The following is a 16,918-nucleotide window of genomic DNA, read 5'->3' as shown; positions in this document are numbered from 1 at the left end:
TACAGGTCACACTCCGTCGGACACGACGTTATGACTGTTTCAGATTCCCGTCACTTGGGAATATAGGGGGGAACCGGTTCGGCCGAAAGAACACGTATACTGGTGGTGTAGTTCCTCTACCGCTCACACCTATTCTCCGAAGATTATGGTAAGAAGTATTATGAAAATGGCATAGCACCACTCACGGTCGTCAGCGGTAGCGGATGCCCGCTCGAGCGAGCGCCGTGCGATCGGCGTCCGAACCGTTCGAACCCGCTCGTTTCGCGTTCATCTCCGACCGTTCCGGCGGATCGCGGCATCGGTCGCCCGGGTCTCGAGAGATTGGCTCCCTGTCGACACTCGTCCGGGTCCGCTCGCCGGTCGGCTTCTCGAAGACCCGCTCGGTGCGATCGGTTCCAATGAGCCCGTCCTCGAGAGGCACGGCGGCGTTTCACCGCCGAGTGGGCGGTTACCGGGAGCACACGGGTACTCGGAGTGTTCGATGACTCGTCCTCGAGCCGTTTCGCCGGTGACGTGTTGTGGATCGATTCCCGTCAGCGCATCGTGCCCCCCGTCGGGACTGAGCGTCCGATCCGTGTAGTAGTCGCCGCCGAGCAAGACTGCCGTCGACGGTGTCACTCGCGTGATACGCCCCACAGCAGGAGCTCCCTCCGCTCGCGAGCAGGTGCCGAGGTACCATCCGTCGGACTCGGCGGTTTTCGGGGTACGCTTCCGCGCGAACCCGTGGCTGGCACGCGCTCGGACCGGCCAGGGACAAACACTAAGCCACAGCTACCGAATGGTGGCGGATGGTAACCGTGCTCAAAACGCTGGGTTCCACTCAGGTTGTCACGGGTGTCCTGCTCGCCGCTGCCGCCGCAGCTTCGCTCGTACTGCTCGATGTCCTCCCGACCACCGTTCTCTGGGTCTCGCTGCTCGCCGCGCTGTTCATGATCATCGTGGAGTTCTCCCTGCTGGTTCGTACGAAACTCGCGGCTTGAACGCCCCGTCGCGAAACACGATTCGACGGTTCTGGAGAATGCCTTCAGATATGGTATTTCACGAGCGACACCGGATACGCGACGCGAACCCGGTGTCCCCTTCCCTCTGGCGGGGCGAGTACGAGGAGCGAACGCAGGTTCGACGATGGATCTCACGGAACGCAGTCCTTCCGACCGACTGTCCGTCCGGAGCAGGTGCTCCACCGCATTTCGTAGCGGCTACCGAGCACGTCGAAGTCGTTTCCTGACGGAGACGAGTGTGGTCTTCGCCGCAGTTCGCTTCTCGAAGCGGCGCCGCCACAGGTGTCCGTCATCGCTCCCTCGCTCGAGATTGGGGCTTTCGCACGGCAACCCAACCGGTCGGATAGCGATCTTCCCCGTCTCGTCGTTCCTCCGGTGACAGAAACGGCTCGCTTCTCACCGGCAAAGCGGCTATTACAGAGGTTCGAGGAGAAAGCCCACGACTTCAGTCGTGGGAGGAAGTCAGTCGGTACGAGTATCGAACCCGCACCCACTCGATTCCAGTTGCGAACAACGGACATTCACCGAGAAACTAGTAGCCACTCAAGCGGAAATTATACGGTAATTGTCCTCCCAGTTCGAACCGGGATTATGGTTTCACCAGGGGAGCTTCGACTGATCGATACGCTGCTCGAGGACGACGCCTTCGAGCCCGACATCTCCGACGACGGGTCGGTGAACTACTCGGCCGCCGCCGACCTGCTCGACGAGATCGACGACGATCCGACCGTCGTCCTCGAGCGGTTCGCCACTCGAGGGGTACTGGCCGACGAGTTCGTCTCGAAGGTGTACGTCTGCCCCGAGTGTACGACCGAGGGGTTACAGTACACGACCGTCTGTCCGGCCTGCGGGGATCCACAGGCCATCGAGACGACCGTGCTCGAGCACGTCTGTGGCTACGCGGGTCCCGAATCGGAGTTCGAGTCCGAGGCCGGCTACCGCTGTCCCGACTGCGAGCAGGACCTCGAGTCCGTCGACATCGAGAAGAAACTCCGCTACAGCTGCCAGGAGTGTACCGAGTCGTTCGACGTGCCGGACGACCGACTTCGGTGCCGGGAGTGCTCGTCGATGTTCCCCCCGCTGGAAACGATCGAACGGGTCCTGTACCGGTACACGCTCACTCCCGAGGGCGAGACGTGGCTCGCCCGTCAGAAGGCGGCCCGTCGGACGGCCGCGGAGGCGTTAGAGGAGCGTCGCTTCGAGACCGAGATCGACACCACCGTCGACGACGGCGGGTCCCGACGCGTTCACGTCCTCGCCGAGGACGGACTGATGGGCGAACGACGGATCGTTAGCGTTCACGAGACGCCCGACGCCGAGAGCGTCGACGAGTTCCACGCGTTCGCGGAATCGGTCGGCGCACACCCGGTCGTCGTGACGACCTCGGGCACCGTCGAGACCGACGTCGCGAAGCGAGCGGAGGGCTCGGAGCTGACGGTGCTGACGTTCGACGAGGACGGGGAGAGTACGCTCGAGTCCGAGTACGACACGACCGAGAGCGTCGGTGCCTATCGACCCGGGCTGTTCGAACGCCTCACCGCCGCGCTCGAGGTTCCCGGCCGAAACGGTCGTCAGTGAGGGCAGCCAACACGAGCGTTTTCGGAGCGTCGAAAGGGACGTCGGGCGGTCCCTTCGAGTAGCCGTTTCGGTCCCGAGCGCCCGTCTCCGCGGCGGTAGCTTCGACTCCGGCGACCACGGCCCTGCGTCACGCCTCGCAGCCGTTATCGCCATCTCAAGGATACGGACCCGAGTCGGTTCGTTACCTTCGTAATCGTCACCGGGATCGTCGGGCAGGCCGAACCGAACAGCGACTGACTCCGGCCGCCCGAAACCGTCTACAGAACCGCCGATTTCCCCTCTCTCGATCTTCCTACCAGCCACGTTACAGTACGACTGTTAGAACTACCACACGGGGGTTGCTTTTCTGATAGTCCGTAACCTGAAAGGAACGGCACAGGTTTATAAGCGTGGCTCGCTAGGATATGGATAGTTACTCGAGGTGTGTCGGGAACGATTTCCGGCCCGCTGCGCCAACAGCGGACCTCGTGTCCTCCGGGATCTCAGAGAACATGAATACGAAAACGAGAGACGGTAATAAACGTACCGCCGGTAGCGCCCCCACCCGAGACGTCGCGCTGATCGACGAGCAGACGATCCGCCGGCTCGAGGACGCCGATACCGAACGATCGGGGTGTCGGTTCGCCGCCGTCGCCCGCTCGCTCGAGGAGGTTTCGATTCCGAACGTACGATTCGACCTTCCGGTGACTCGTGTCGCCTACGTCGACGAGAACGGCCGGTACGGGATCGAGCGGGAACTCTTCGGCCACCGCGAGGACTGGCAGGGAGTTCCGCGAACGATCGTCGTTTCGGAGGACAGCTACGACGTCGTCCGGGAGCTTCCAGACAGTCACCGCGACCGGTACCGTCCGATTCTGGACGTGTACGAGCGCGTCCTCGAGAGCGAGCGATAGCGACGGAGGTCCGCGAACCGACGACACCGTTTCGACGCTTTTCGGTGCCCTCGAAACGGCTACGCCAGCGTCCCGTCGAACCACTCCGCTGCCGCGTCTGCGACGACCTTCGTAACGGCGACGCTGCGTTTCGGCGAACGCCCGAAACGGAACCCCTCACTCCTCGAGCGACTCGTCGATCCGGCCGCCGTACCTGCTGGCGACGTCGATTCGGAACTCGGCGAGCACGTCGCGACCGAGCAGGATCGGATACTGTTCTCCGGCTCGGTCCTCGACGATCGCGTCGACGGTTCGTTCGGTTCCGGCGACGCCGACGACGACGTCGACGACGGGTCGCCGACGACGGCCGTTCTCGACGGAGTCGGTCGTTCCGACCTGGATCGGACCGGCGCCGATCGCGGCCGCGAGCTGCAGATCGATCCGAGTTCGCGCGTTGACCGGTTCGGCCCGGCCAGCCACCGACTTCGTGTCGGTCGTGCCGCTGACGACGACGCGTTCGGTGAGCCCGACGACCGGTGCGTCGTTCCCGATCGGCTCGCCCTCGCTCGGGACACACGACGGAACCGAATCGTCGAGCGTCGCCCGCAACCGCTCGACTAGCTCGTCGTCGACCGACCCTCCGACGCGCTCGACCGCGACTTTCGCGATGACGGGCGCCGGACTCCGCCCCGTCGCGCGGAACAGTCCCCTGAATCCGGCGGTCGGGTTGACCTCGAGAACGTACCAGCCGTCCTCGCCCTCGATGAGGTCCACGCCGGCGCAGTCCAGTCCGACCGCGGACGCCGCGGTCGTCGCGGTGTCTTCGACGGTGGCGGGTAGCGCGTCGGTCGCGTCCTCGACGGACCCGCCGCGTGCGACGTTCGTCCGCCACTCCTCCTCGTCGGCGTAGCGGTACATCGCGCCGACGACGGTTCCGTCGACGACGTAGACGCGGAGATCCCGCGTTCGCTCGCGGTCCGCGCGAACGAGTTCCTGCAGGAACGCACGCCGCGTCCCGACGGTTCCGGTGAGCAGGTCGTTCTGGCGGACCTTCCACGCGCCGCCGCCGTGGGTTCCGACGATCGTCTTGTAGACGAACTCCTCGCCGAACGTCGGGCCGACCCGCCCAACGGTCGTCGTCCCCATCGCCAGCGCCGTCTCCGGAATCGGCACACCCGCTGCGACCATCGTCGCGGCGGCGGCGATCTTGTGGGAGGCGAGCGCCGCGGCGTCGGGATCGTTCACCATCGGCCGGAAGCGAGCGATCGCGTTCGCGATCCCGACGGCTTCGACGGGCTGGGTCGCCGTCGACAGCAGCAGGCGGTTGATCACTACGTCCACGTCCGGCTCGAGAACGAACGTACCGTCCGTAAATCGCAGGAGGACGTTGTTTTCGCGGAGCCAGACGGGATCGTGGCCGAGCTCCTCGACGGCGTTGCAGATCGCCTTCGACTCCTTGCTATCGTGAAAACTCAAAACGCCGACTCGAACCGAATTGTCGACCATGCACCGCTCTACGGCGTGCGAATCGGTAAAACCGTAGCCCGAAAGCCGACTCGAGTGGGCGGGTGCAGGTGAGTGTCCGTCCTCGAGCCGAGGTGACCGTTTCGGTCATCCCAGTGTGAATGTCCCGTTTCCGCACAGCAAGGTACTTTCCCCTCTCCCGTCCTCCGTACCGGCATGCAAGGGCTTCGCTGGCTTCAGCTGAACGCCGACGAGATGAGCGAGTTCCTCGGCCGAGGCGGGGTCGGGGTTATCTCCTTCGCGACGGGCGCGGACGACCCTCCGGTCTCGATTCCCGTTTCCTACGGGTACAACCCTGACGAGGGAGCGCTCTACTACCGACTCTCGATGCCGAAGGACGGCCGGAAGGCCGAGCTCGTCGACCGATCCGTCTCGTTCGTCACGCATCGGAACACCGACGATGGCTGGCGGAGCGTCGTCGCCAGCGGCGAACTCGAGGACATCTCCGACGATCCGTTCGAACCGGGTGCGATCCACGGGATGTGGGCCGTCGAGATCCCGCTCGTCGACGTCTTCGAACGACCGCCGAAGGAGGTTCGGTTTCGCTTTTTCCGCCTCGAGCCCGAGACGATGACGGGTCGAAAGGAGGTCCGAACCGACTCCTGATACCTGCGAGTCGAGCGCGTGTCGGTCGCCGAACCGGGCCGGATCCGACCGAGCGGAACGAATCTTCCCACGATCCGGACACCGTCACTCGAGTCGGGCGTCGGTAATCCGCAGTCGGCCCCACTCCCCGTTCCACTCTCGTTCGAACTCGAGTGCAATGGAGCGCGTCATATGCGGACCGTCGATCACGATCGTCTCGAACTCCCCATCCTTGCCCAGGTGGTGGGTTCCGTGCTCGCGACGGAGGACCTCCAGATCGGCCAGGGCGTCCCGGTCCAGCCGCCGACCGAGCCAGTCCGCGTCGAACCCGGGAGCCGAAACTTCTACGATCACGATCTCGAGGCCGCCGTCGATCATCGCCGTCGCGAGGTCGCGCGGCTCCGCTCGCCACAGCGGCGCGAGAAAGTCACAGTCGAGCCCCGCACACAGAGATCGCAGCCGTTCGGCCTGGAACTCGCTTCCGACGACGCCGGCGACGACCCCGGCGAGCCCGCCCTCGAACTCGTCGTCGAGACGCTCGAGGGCGACCTCCAGCGGCTCGAGGTTCTCGACGCCGTCCGTTCCGGACGATCGCCCGGTCGCTCGCAGGTCGGGCGATTCGATATCGGTCGCGGGGAGCCCCGCGTCGACTGCAGGAATACCGAGACTCTCCGCAGCCAGCCGTGCGACCGACGTCGCCGGGGCGTGGTACGCGTGGGCCCCCTCCGGGGGGCGAACGACGACGAGCCGGCGAACGTCGCGGCCTCCCTCCAGCGCTCGGTACAGCGCCCACGAGGAATCCTTGCCGCCGGAGAACAGCGCGACCCAGCCGCCGTCCGATGCGACCATACGGGTTCCTTCGTCGCCACCGAACAAATACACGGTGCGTGCGACCGCTCGCGGCGGCAGGACTATCACGGAATCGGTCGTGGGGTCGTCCATGCAGATCGACGTTCGGACGAACGAGCGGGTCGACATCGTCGACGTCACCGCCGACGTCACCGATGCAGTCCCGACCGATCTCGAGGACGGGCTCTGTACCGCGTACGTCCCGCACACGACGGCCGGCGTGATCGTCAACGAACGCGAAGACAGACTCCTCTCGGACATCGAGGACGCCCTCGAGCGCCTCGTCCCGCGCGGTGAGGGGTACGCCCACGACGCGATCGACGACAACGCGGACGCACACCTGCGAGCGACGCTGCTCGGCGAGAGCGTCACGGTTCCTGTCGTCGACGGCGAGCTCGCGCTCGGGACCTGGCAGGCGATCCTGTTCGTCGACTGCGACGGGCCTCGCTCGCGTCGGCTCCGGGTGACGACCGTTTCGGCGTAGCGCGTCTCGCCCCGTACCCGGTAGAACCCAGCTGAAACCTTCATCCGTCCGCTCGAGGTGGGGGAGCCATGAACGCGGAGCGACTCAAACGACTCCTCGAGTTCTTCGTCATCGGTATCGTCTTCGGCGTTACCGAGGACGTTCTCGCGGTCGTCATCGCGACGGATGCGGCAGTGACCCTCGAGGTGATCGGCGTCGTCGTCCTGATCGCGATTCCGTTCGCGATCCTGTCGGAGCTCGTCGTCGACCACCCGAAATTTCTGCACTTCGATCGGCTGGCGGTTCGGTTTCGACGGGCGATCGTCTCGAACGAGTCCACCTCGAGGGCGGTCCCGCCGCGAATCCACCGGGACGGCCAGGGTGACCATCTCCTCTCGCCCGACCACCATCACCACCGGTGCGATCTCTGCGGAGCGAACGTTCCGACGGGCGAACTCCTCCGGGAACACGTCGAGAAGCGACACCCGTCGGCGGACGTCGACTGGTGGATCGTCGCCGAGCCGGGAGGTCGCGAGCCCCGGTTCGATCGACCGGAGTCGGGCGACTGACGAGGCTCTCGCCGAGCCCGCCGTCAGCTCGATCGCTCGAGGACTCCCGCGGTCGGCTTCGGAACGCCCCACCCGCGGAGCGATTCGGGTCCCCAGACGACCACGAGACAGACCGCGACGAGCGCCGTTCCGAGGTGGACGACGGGATACATCTCGCTCGCGAATCCCATCGTCTCGCCGGTCAGATTGCCGACGAAGTGGAGACCGATTACCGCGAGGACGCTTCGCCGAGTGTTGTTGTACACCCACGTCCCGATGATCGCGGTGAGGACGATACTCGGGAGCCACCACCACAGCTCCGGCTGGAACGTCGTCTCGTCGTAGTAACCCACCATGTAGACCAGCGGCACGTGCCACGCCGCCCAGACGACCCCGAGGATCAGACTCGCCACGAGCGCGCTCCAGCGTGCCTGCAGCTGATCGAACCAGTAGCCGCGCAGCCCGATCTCTTCGACTGCGGGAAAGACGAGCGCGACGGCCAGTAGCAGGGCGAGGGATCCCGGCTCGAGGAGTCGCCGCGGCTCGACGACCTCGAGCGGGGACCTGTCGCGGCTCGCGGCTGCCGCGAGCCGTTCTCGAGAGCGGACAGATACGCCGTCGTGTCAGTGCAGTCGTCGTGCAAAACGGTTTACGTCGCTCGCCGTAGCCAGCCCACCCGATGCGAACCGCTCTCTTGACCGATCCGATCGGTGTCCCACGACGGAACCGAACCCCATCCCAACGGCTCCCGACCCGCTTCGAGGAGCGTCTCTCGTTCGCCGATCCGTTTTCAGGGAACCGGTTCGGGTGCGGACGTCGGACGCTGCTGGGGATCCTCGCTGCTGTCGGCGGAACGGCCGCTCTCGGAGGGTGTACCGAGCCGGCAGCCGTTTACGATGCGTGGGGCGGCGTCGAGGAGATCGTCCTCGAGAGCGACGTCGACGGATGGCGGGGCCTCGAGCCCGGCGCTATTGCCGGCGAGCGGAATCCGACGCTCGTCCTCTACGAGGGCCGGGAGTACGGGATCACCGTCAGAAACGGTAACGGCGAACCGCACGCCCTCGTACTCCGGGACGGTGACGGAGCGATCACCGAGCGACAGCTGACGGAGTCGATCGAAACGCGAGGGGAGACACGAACGCTTCGGGTTCGGGCGGACTTGGGACTCGCCGAATACGCCTGCGGGGCTCACCCCGACCCGATGGCTGGCAGGATCGAGGTTCGTACGGAGAACGATACCGACGTCGACCACGACGAATAGCTAGATCTCGACTCGCCTCCCTGCTGGCAGCGCGGACCGCAGCGCTCGTCGAGGGGCGCTCGAAGCGGCTGTGGTCCGATTTTCCAGTCGGGACGTAAATTACGCAGGTACATATGTGATCATAACGGGGAATTCTCCCTCGAGAGACCGTGACTGCGGCCAACTGGAGGAGGGATCGAACGACTGGAATCGAGAGCCAAGCGAGTTCGAGTGGTACCCGTCTCGAGAACGGCTCCCAGTCCCGATATTATCACGTCGTGGGAACTCTTGCGGGAGACTTTACGCTCTCCGCCCGTCGTCGCACCAACTACCTATGAGTGAGTGTCCGATCCTCGACGAGAACGGGATCGTGTACCGGACCTGCGAGGCGGACGAGGTCCTTCGCGTGCTCGCCAGCGCGCGTCGTCGCGAGATCGTCTCAGAGCTGGAGGCGTCCGACGAGAACTGGATTACGGTCGACGAACTGGCTCGAGCCATCTCCGCGACGGGCGACGACGGGTGGGAGGGAGAACTGCACCACGTCCATCTACCGATGCTCCGAGATATCGGTCTCGTCGACTACGACCGCCACGGGAGAACGGTTCGCTACTACCGTTGTGACCTCGTCTCGAGCGTTCTCGAGGCGGTCGATGCGAAGGTCCCGTCGGCTCGGTAGCGATCGAGCCCCACTGTCAGTCGGGGACGCGTATCCCATAGCCGATACTCACCGGGCGAGGACCGTGGGTGGATTTTTTCGTGGTACTCCGCGTACTAGTCGCCCATGTCAGTCGACGAACTGCGGGAGTACGGGTTAGTCGAAATGGACGACAGCGAGATTCGAAACTTCCTCTCGACCCGGAAGACGGGCGTTCTCGGGCTTCCCGACGAGGGTGCACCCTACCTCCTTCCGCTGTCGTTCGGCTACGACGGCGACTCTCGCCTGTACTTTACGTACCTCCTCGGTTCGAACAGCCGAAAGGAGGCGCTAACCGAACGGGCCGCGAACGCGAGCTTTCTCGCGTTCTCGGTCGACACGGCGTACAACTGGGAGAGCGTCCTCCTGTCGGGGCGGATCTCCACCGTCTCGGAATCCTCGTGGGACGAACTCGAGGAGGTCCTGGCCGACGCGTGGCGGCCGAGCCTCCTCGAGTCGGCGTCGCTCTCCGGGGAGGTCGCCGTCTACGAGTTCCGGATCGACGAGCGGACGGGGATCAAACACCAGGGGCTCCCGCCCGCCTTCGAGCCGGCGGACGAGTAGCGATCGGCGGCTCCCGCGCTTTCCGTCTCGAGCCGACGAGCGCCGACCGATTCGCTCCCCGGCGCTCGAGCGGACGTCGTCCGGCCGATCGCGGTCCGCGAGCTTCTCCGATTAGCGTGTCCGGTGTTACTTATCTGAACCCTTTCGGTGTGGTGTCCAACGCCGATGTACGACATAATTCTCGTACCCACCGACGGAAGCGAGTCAACGGACCGAGCGGTGGAGCACGCGCTCACGATCGCGGATCGATACGGCGCGGATATCCACGCCCTGTCCTGCGTCGAGACCCACCGGTACGGCGAGCTCGGGCTGAGCAGCCTCGATGTCCTCGTGACGGTGCTTGCCCTCGAGCGCTGACTGGGACGCTGCGACTCCGCCGTGGCGGGAAACACGGCGTCGACGGCCATACGATCCGCTCAGTACCGATCGAAGTACCGGTCCTGAAGCTTCACGAACGTGGCCATCAACAGCGCGAAGACAGCCGCTGCGACCCCGATCTGGGCCCAGTGGACGAGCGCGAGCGGTTCGACGTCGAACAGGAGCTGCCCGGTCGGCGTGTAGAGCACGAGCAGCTGCAGCGCCATCGCGACGCCGACGGCGAGCACGAGCCACCGGTTCGAGCCGATTTCGAGACCGTACCGGAACCGGATCGCCTGGATGCGAACGATCTCGAAGACGACGAAACCGGTAAACACCATCGTCTGGGCGAGCTCGCGGCCGACGTCGTCGCCGGGACTCCAGCCCACCAGCGCTCCGGTGACGTCGTACCCCGGGATCAGCTCGCCGTAGAAGTTCAGCGTGAACAGCGGGAGCAAACAGACCGTCATGAACAGCGCGATACCGACGATCGAGGTCACGATCCGATCCGTGATGACGCCCTCGTCCGGCGGTCGCGGCTCCCGCTCCATGATGTCGTCGGCTGCCGGGTCGACGCCCATCGTCAGCGCGGGAATGCCGTCGGTGACGACGTTGATCCAGAGCACCTGGATCGGCGTAATCACGAGGCCAAGACCCGCCAGCGTCCCCGTAAAGATCATCGTCACCTCGCCGCCGTTGCCCGAAAGCAGGTAGTTGACGAACTTGCGGACGTTGTCGAAGATGCGTCGCCCGCCCCGCACCGCATCACGGATCGTCGCGAAGTTGTCGTCCAGCAGGACGATGTCGGAGGCCTGCTCGGTCACGTCGGTGCCGCGGATCCCCATGGCGACGCCGACGTCGGCGTTTTTGACCGCGGGCGCGTCATTGACCCCGTCGCCGGTCATCGCCACTGTGTGTCCCTTCGCCTGCAGCGTCTGCAGGATCCGGGTCTTGTGCTCCGGTGATGTGCGCGCGAAGATGTCGACGTCTTCGACGACGGCCGCAAGCTCCTCGTCGCTCATCTCCTCGAGTTCGGGGCCCGTGATCACCGTCGCCGAGCGAAGCCCGATCTCCTCGCCGACCGCCCGCGCGGTGACGGCGTTGTCGCCGGTGATCATGACGATGCCGATGCCGGCGTCGAGACAGCCCGCGAGCGCGTCCGGGACCTCGGGGCGGGGTGGGTCGAGCATCCCCTGCAGACCCAGAAAGACCATCCCTCGCTCGAGGTCCTCGTCGGGATTCTCGGCCTGCGCGTCGGGAACGTCCGGTCGGTAGGCAAAGCCCATTACCCGCAACGCGTCCTCGCCGAACGATTCTGTCTGTGCCTCGAGCTCTCGACGACGCTCGTCGGTCAGCTCGACGACTTCTCCGCCGACGAGTTCGCGGTTACAGCGCTCGAGGACGGTTTCGGGAGCGCCTTTCGTGTACGCGGTGATGCCGCCGTCGGGCGTCTCGTGAACGGTCGTCATCCGCTTTCGCGCGGAGGTAAAGTCGATCTCGCCGATCCGGGGATACTCCGCCTCGAGCTCCTCGTGGTCGAACCCGGCTTTCTGTGCGGCGACGAACAGCGCGATCTCAGTTGGGTCGCCGAGATACGTCCGATCACCCTCGCTGCGCTGATCGTCGGTCGCGGCTCCACCGTCGTCGTCCCGTTCGCGAGTTCCGACGTCGACGTTGTTACACAGCATGCCACAGCGCAACACCTCGGCCACGCGGTCCTCGTCGACGGGATCGCCATCCCGGCGGAACTCGCCGTCGGTGCCGTAGCCGGTGCCGGTTACCTCGTAGGTTTCGCGGTTGGTAACGATCCGCTGGACGGTCATCTCCTCCTCGGTGAGCGTCCCCGTCTTGTCCGTACAGATAACGTCGACCGAGCCCAGCGCCTCGACGATCGGCAGTCGGCGAACGAGGGCGTTCTGCTCGGCCATCCGTCGAGCCCCGAGCGCCAGCGAGAGGGTGACGACCGCGGGCAGCCCCTCGGGCACCGCCGAGACCGCGATCCCGACCGCCGTCAGAAACACCTGTAGCGGCGCCGTATCGCCGACGACGAGTTCGGTAACTGCGATGATCGAGACGATCCCGACGACGCCGACCGCGATGAGCTTTCCCAGCCGATCCATCTCTGCCTGGAACGGCGTGTCGCGGTCCTCGGCCTCCTCGAGCGCGGTCGCGATCTGCCCGATCTCGGACTCCGGACCGGTCTCGACGACGACGGCGGTCCCGGAGCCCCGCTGGACGACGGTGTCCTTGTAGAGGAGGTTCTCGCGTTCGGCCAGCGAGGTGTCCGCGGCGACCTCGCCGACCGCCTTCGAGACGCCGACGCTCTCGCCCGTCAGCGCGCCCTCGTCGACGCGCAGGTTGGACTCCTCGACGAGTCGGGCGTCCGCGGGGACGATGTCGCCGGCCCCGACGAAGACCACGTCGCCGGGAACGAGGGTCCTCGCGTCGACCTCCCGCTTCTCGCCGCCGCGTCTGACCAGTGCGGACGTCGTCGACAGCTCCTCGAGCGCCCGGATGCTCTGCTCGGCCCGGTAGTCCTGGAGGAAGCCGAAGAGCGTGATGAAGACGACGATACCCGCGATGACGCCGGCGTCGATCAGATGGCCGACGCCCGCCATCACGATCGCGGCGACGATCAACACCCAGATCAGCGCCGAGGTGTACTGCTCGAGCAAGATTCGGATCGGAGAGACGCCCGCCCCCGCTTCGATCTCGTTCGGTCCCTCGCGCTCGAGGCGCCGGCGCGCTTCCGCCGGCTCCAGTCCGCGCCGCGACGTCTCCAGGGCCTCGAGGACATCCTCGAGCGGTCGAGCGTACCAGTCGGCTTGCGGTTCGGGGTCGGATCGTTCGCGTTGCGCTGATCGTGACACGTGTGATTGGTTGCCGTCGAAGACACCGCGTTCGGTCGATACTCTCGGTCGCTCGAGCACGAGTCTCGACCGGGTGGTACGCCTCGGTCGGGGCGCCGGAACGCTCACGACGCTGTCGCGAGGGAGGCCGTCGGCGGAGCCGTACGACGACGTCGCCCTTAAATCCCTCCGGGAACAGTCACCCGGTGCTACAGGTGCGACTGCGGACCGGTCGTCTCGTGACGTTCTGGCTCACCGTTGGACGATTCAGTTGTCGCGGACGGCGATACGGCTGGTAGTCGAAACGGCCGGTCTCGATGCGGTCGGTACGAGCAGCCACGCTCGCGGAACGTGTGAGCGATCGGTTCGGTCCGTGTCGAAAACGGGACGGCGGGGACGGTTAGCCTGTCGTGCGGTGCTCGCGCCGCGCGGCGAGGAGGTGTCGGACCGCACCGACGGTGAAGGCCAGGGCGCCAAGGATCATCGGCGTGTCGCCGAGCGTGCGGGCCCACAGCAGCGTCTGGACGCGATCCTGTTCGTAGAACTCGAGGCTGCGGGCTGCGGCGTAGCCGTCCTGGTAGGACGTCTGGAGCTGCAGGAAGCCAAGCGGCAGCAGCGACGCGATGGTCATCACCGCCAGCCCGGCGTTCGTCAGCCAGAACGCCCCGCGGAACCAGGCGGGTTCCCACGCCGCCTCGGGGGTGACGACCCGCATGACGTAGGTGCCGAGTCCGAGCGCGAGCAGGCCGAACGCGCCGAAGGTGGCCGCGTGGCCGTGGGCGACGGTCAGGTAGGTGCCGTGCTCGTAGTAGTTGATCACCGGGAGGTTGATGAAGAAGCCGAGCACCCCGCCGCCGACGAAGTTCCAGACGCTCGAGCCGACGATGAAGAGCAGCGGTAGCGTGTAGGGGAACGACTCACCCTGGGCTTTCAGCGCGCTGTACTCGCCGAAGCTCTGGTAGAGGATAAACAGGAGCGGGACGAACTCGAGCGTCGAGAACGTCGTCCCGATCGGCACCCAGATATCGGGGAGACCGACCCACCAGTAGTGGTGAGAGACGCCGACGATCCCCGCCCCCATGATGGCGAACACCTCGAAGAGGATCGCCTTCTCGGCGTCACCCTTGTCCAGAAGCTCCATCGAGACCAGCGCGACCGAGACGACGGCCGTGACGAAGAACTCGAAGACGCCCTCGACCCACATGTGGACGACCCACCACCGCCAGAACTCCGTGACGGCGATGTTGGTCTCGGGCGTGTAGAGCATGCTCGCGGCGAACAGCAGCGCGATCGAGCCGCCCGCGTAGGTCATGAAGTGACCGAGGCCGGTCGGAGGTTCGTCCATCCGGCGGACGCTTCGCAACACGAGCCCCGTCCAGCTGACGAAGCCGACGAGCAACAACACCTTCCAGAGTCGGCCGACCTCGAGGTACTCCAGTCCCTCGGAGCCGAGCCACCACCAGAGCTCGCCCTCGTCGGGCGAGGCGAACGCCCCCTGCGAGCTGAGCCAGACGCCCGCGAACGCGCCGACGGTCGTCGCGACGAGGACGCCGAGCAGCCCGGCCGTAGCCGCGGCCTGCAGGGGCGGATCGCCGTCGGCGAACAGCCCGGGGAGGAAGAGCCCGCCCGCGAGCCACAGCGCCGTGATCCAGAGGATCGCGAGGTTGATGTGCCAGGTGCGACCGACCGAGAACGGCAACAGGGTGACGATGTCGATCCCCAGCGCGTCGCCGATGCCGTAGAAGCCGGTGCGCTCGACGTAGTAGTGAGCCAGTAGCGCGCCGACGAGCGTCTGGGCGACGAACAGCGCGCCGGCGACGGGGACGTACCACGCCGCGGCGTACTGGGTCGGCGTGATCGACACCGAATCCGGCGAGGGGATGTCGACGACCTCGGTCGCCGGCTCGGCGAAGTCGAAGGCGTGGTAGGCCCAGGCGCCCGCGCCGCCGCCGGCGATGAGCAGGACGAGGCTGATCGCACTCCAGACCAGTACCTGCCCGGTCGGTCGGTTCCCGGTGCCCGGGACGTAGGGCCAGTCGTTCGTGTAGGAGTGATCGGAGCCGGGTCGGTCGGTGTGGGCCATCCACGCCGTCCAGCACGCGAAGTCGGCGATCCGTTCGGCCTCGTCGGCCGAGTTGACGAACTCCGTCGGGACGCCCCGATCGGGGTCGCCCTCGTAGTAGCGCTCGACGTACTCCTCGCGGATGCGGCGGTGGGCGTAGGCCTCCGCGGCCGAGTAGCTCGCGAACGGCCCCTCGGGCGCGTCGGTGTCGAACTCCTGCTCGGCCTGCTCTATGACGCCCGCCCGCTCGTCGGCCTCGAGCTCCTCGACGGCGTCGACGCCCCGCTCGTGGGCGTAGTACTCGCGGACGTACTCGGCTTTCAGCTCCAGGGCGTCCGCGGTCAGATCGACCCCGAAGTACGAACCGTTGCCCAGGATCGAGCCGTGGCTCATCAGACCGTTGGCCTGGAACGCCTTCTTCCCCAGCCGTATTTGGTCGGCCGTAACGATCGCCTCCCCGTCGGGGTCGCGGATCTCCTCGGGGATCGGCGGCGCCTTCTCCCGGGAGACCCACGCCCCGATACTCATCGCGACGAGGTTCGCGACGAACAGCGCTATCAGCGCCTTCGATCCCGCCGACCTCGAGCGAAGCGACGCGAGGTCGATCCCGCCGGCGTCGGTAGTCGCTAGCGACCCCGAGAGCAGCTCGAGGAGTCGCCACCCGAGGACGCCGTCGCCGAACCCGTCACCGCTCGCTCCCACCGAGGCTAACATCGACAACAGCCTGGTCAGCGCCTGTCCATCTCCGAAATCGTCCGACAGGAGCGTCGTCGCTGCCAGCGCCGCCGCGGTCGCCACCGATGTGGGTCCCGCGGACGTGTCCGAGTCGATACCAGTAGAGCCCGGCGTGAGGGTCGGGCCCGACGGAGCCGCGGGTTCGGCACCCGTGTCCCGGGTGTCTCCAGCTGTCTGCCCCGACCCGGTCCCCGGCTGCTCGAGATCCGTCGGGAACGCCTCGAGCCCCTGCTCGAGCGCCCGGGCGACCTCGACGGCGTCTCGGTTCAGGACGTCCTCGAGGATCCGGTCCGGCGACCGATCCGTCTCGAGATCCAGCGTTTCACAGAACGTCCCGTACGCGTCCGAGGACGCGTCGGCGACGGTGGCTGCGGGGTCGGCCCGTCCTGTCTGCGAGTCCGAATCCGGTGTGGATCCGTCCGCGTCGGCGAGGCGCTCGAGCAGCTCCTCGGGGCCGAGGTCGGCCTCGGGCGCGACCCGATCGCGGATCGCCGCCAGCGTCTCGTCGTCGAGCCGCGTCGCGTCGAGTCGGTACCGACGCAGGAACGCCTCGAGCGCCCGATCGAGGGTCGCGTCTCGGTCCGTCTCCGCCCGTTCGCGCAGTTCCTCGGCGGAGCGACCGACGACGCGGCTGCACGCCTCGTCGGCGACGCGCTCGAGAACGCGATCGCGAAACGGCTCGTCGGAGTCGGACCGATCGCGGCGTTCGTCCACAGCCCGGTCGACGGCGGCAGCGGCTCGCCCGCTGACGGCTCGGCGAGCCTGCGCTGAGACGGTGGCGACGGCTTCCGTGCCGTCCTCGAGGCGGTCGGCCACCGACTCCAGTCGATCTATACCCCTTGTCCCGGTCAGTAGCGCGTTCGCGAGTTCCATGTGCTATGTGACCATCTACCTGTGTCGTCGTGTTCGAGCCAGTTGTATATTTGTGCGGCTGTCAGTCGCTGATCCCGGCCGAAAGCGACCCCCGGGTTCGGGCTTGCGCTCCGTCCGAGCACTG

At 66.3% G+C, this 16,918-nt stretch carries 15 protein-coding genes and 1 pseudogene; 10 read left to right on the top strand and 6 right to left on the bottom strand.

The window, feature by feature from the left end:
* Positions 1-190: 190 nt before the first annotated feature.
* Positions 191-421: a hypothetical protein gene (locus ACFEMD_RS19085; protein WP_394742874.1), complete on the bottom strand. Its 231-nt coding sequence runs from the start codon at positions 419-421 to the stop codon at positions 191-193.
* A 367-nt stretch (positions 422-788) separates the two neighbouring features.
* Here ACFEMD_RS19085 and ACFEMD_RS19080 point away from each other — a divergent pair, with 367 nt between their 5' ends.
* The 3 genes from ACFEMD_RS19080 (at position 789) to ACFEMD_RS19070 (ending at position 3,472) form a co-directional block, all read left to right on the top strand.
* Positions 789-980, top strand: a complete 192-nt coding sequence (locus ACFEMD_RS19080; RefSeq protein ID WP_394742873.1) for a hypothetical protein — start codon at positions 789-791, stop codon at positions 978-980.
* Between the two features lie 612 nt (positions 981-1,592).
* Positions 1,593-2,579 (top strand): TackOD1 domain-containing metal-binding protein, encoded by a 987-nt coding sequence (locus ACFEMD_RS19075; RefSeq protein ID WP_394742872.1) that lies wholly within the window; start codon positions 1,593-1,595, stop codon positions 2,577-2,579.
* Positions 2,580-3,070: 491 nt separating this feature from the next.
* Positions 3,071-3,472: a hypothetical protein gene (locus tag ACFEMD_RS19070; protein WP_394742871.1), complete on the top strand. Its 402-nt coding sequence runs from the start codon at positions 3,071-3,073 to the stop codon at positions 3,470-3,472.
* Positions 3,473-3,628: 156 nt separating this feature from the next.
* Here ACFEMD_RS19070 and ACFEMD_RS19065 read toward each other — a convergent pair whose 3' ends face one another.
* A complete protein-coding gene (locus ACFEMD_RS19065) occupies positions 3,629-4,957 on the bottom strand; it encodes an ATP-grasp domain-containing protein (RefSeq protein ID WP_394742870.1) in 1,329 nt (442 codons plus the stop codon).
* Positions 4,958-5,131: 174 nt separating this feature from the next.
* On the opposite strand from ACFEMD_RS19065, the gene ACFEMD_RS19060 reads away from it, so the two are divergent.
* Positions 5,132-5,581, top strand: coding sequence for a pyridoxamine 5'-phosphate oxidase family protein (locus tag ACFEMD_RS19060; protein ID WP_394742869.1), 450 nt, complete (start codon positions 5,132-5,134; stop codon positions 5,579-5,581).
* A gap of 84 nt (positions 5,582-5,665) precedes the next feature.
* Here the strand turns inward: ACFEMD_RS19060 and ACFEMD_RS19055 are convergent, their stop codons facing one another.
* A complete protein-coding gene (locus ACFEMD_RS19055) occupies positions 5,666-6,409 on the bottom strand; it encodes a Dph6-related ATP pyrophosphatase (RefSeq protein ID WP_394742868.1) in 744 nt (247 codons plus the stop codon).
* 91 nt (positions 6,410-6,500) lie between these two features.
* On the opposite strand from ACFEMD_RS19055, the gene ACFEMD_RS19050 reads away from it, so the two are divergent.
* Entirely contained in the window at positions 6,501-6,893 is a 393-nt protein-coding gene (locus tag ACFEMD_RS19050; RefSeq protein WP_394742867.1) for a secondary thiamine-phosphate synthase enzyme YjbQ, read from the top strand.
* Between the two features lie 68 nt (positions 6,894-6,961).
* Positions 6,962-7,441 (top strand): HAD family hydrolase, encoded by a 480-nt coding sequence (locus ACFEMD_RS19045; RefSeq protein ID WP_394742866.1) that lies wholly within the window; start codon positions 6,962-6,964, stop codon positions 7,439-7,441.
* A 23-nt stretch (positions 7,442-7,464) separates the two neighbouring features.
* Here ACFEMD_RS19045 and ACFEMD_RS19040 read toward each other — a convergent pair whose 3' ends face one another.
* On the bottom strand, positions 7,465-7,929 hold the full coding sequence (locus ACFEMD_RS19040) for a CPBP family intramembrane glutamic endopeptidase (protein WP_394742968.1): 465 nt from the start codon (positions 7,927-7,929) through the stop codon (positions 7,465-7,467).
* 170 nt (positions 7,930-8,099) lie between these two features.
* On the opposite strand from ACFEMD_RS19040, the gene ACFEMD_RS19035 reads away from it, so the two are divergent.
* From ACFEMD_RS19035 to ACFEMD_RS19020, 4 genes and pseudogenes are all read left to right on the top strand, one after another.
* Positions 8,100-8,681 carry a hypothetical protein gene (locus ACFEMD_RS19035; RefSeq protein WP_394742865.1) on the top strand — a complete coding sequence of 194 codons (582 nt, stop codon included), beginning with the start codon at positions 8,100-8,102 and terminating at the stop codon, positions 8,679-8,681.
* Positions 8,682-8,994: 313 nt separating this feature from the next.
* Positions 8,995-9,336, top strand: a complete 342-nt coding sequence (locus ACFEMD_RS19030; RefSeq protein ID WP_394742864.1) for an ArsR/SmtB family transcription factor — start codon at positions 8,995-8,997, stop codon at positions 9,334-9,336.
* Positions 9,337-9,441: 105 nt separating this feature from the next.
* Positions 9,442-9,918, top strand: a complete 477-nt coding sequence (locus ACFEMD_RS19025) for a pyridoxamine 5'-phosphate oxidase family protein (protein ID WP_394742863.1) — start codon at positions 9,442-9,444, stop codon at positions 9,916-9,918.
* A gap of 165 nt (positions 9,919-10,083) precedes the next feature.
* Positions 10,084-10,260, top strand: a pseudogene (locus tag ACFEMD_RS19020) (universal stress protein); the annotation flags it as partial.
* Between the two features lie 74 nt (positions 10,261-10,334).
* Here the strand turns inward: ACFEMD_RS19020 and ACFEMD_RS19015 are convergent.
* Positions 10,335-13,145 (bottom strand): cation-translocating P-type ATPase, encoded by a 2,811-nt coding sequence (locus ACFEMD_RS19015; protein ID WP_394742862.1) that lies wholly within the window; start codon positions 13,143-13,145, stop codon positions 10,335-10,337.
* Positions 13,146-13,524: 379 nt separating this feature from the next.
* Positions 13,525-16,794, bottom strand: coding sequence for a nitric-oxide reductase large subunit (locus ACFEMD_RS19010; protein ID WP_394742861.1), 3,270 nt, complete (start codon positions 16,792-16,794; stop codon positions 13,525-13,527).
* Positions 16,795-16,918 lie beyond the last annotated feature (124 nt).

It is taken from the genome of Natronococcus roseus (assembly GCF_043677095.1).
In the GTDB taxonomy this organism is placed as follows: Archaea; Halobacteriota; Halobacteria; order Halobacteriales; family Natrialbaceae; genus Natronococcus; species Natronococcus roseus.
This window is presented reverse-complemented; position numbering and strand designations above follow the sequence as displayed.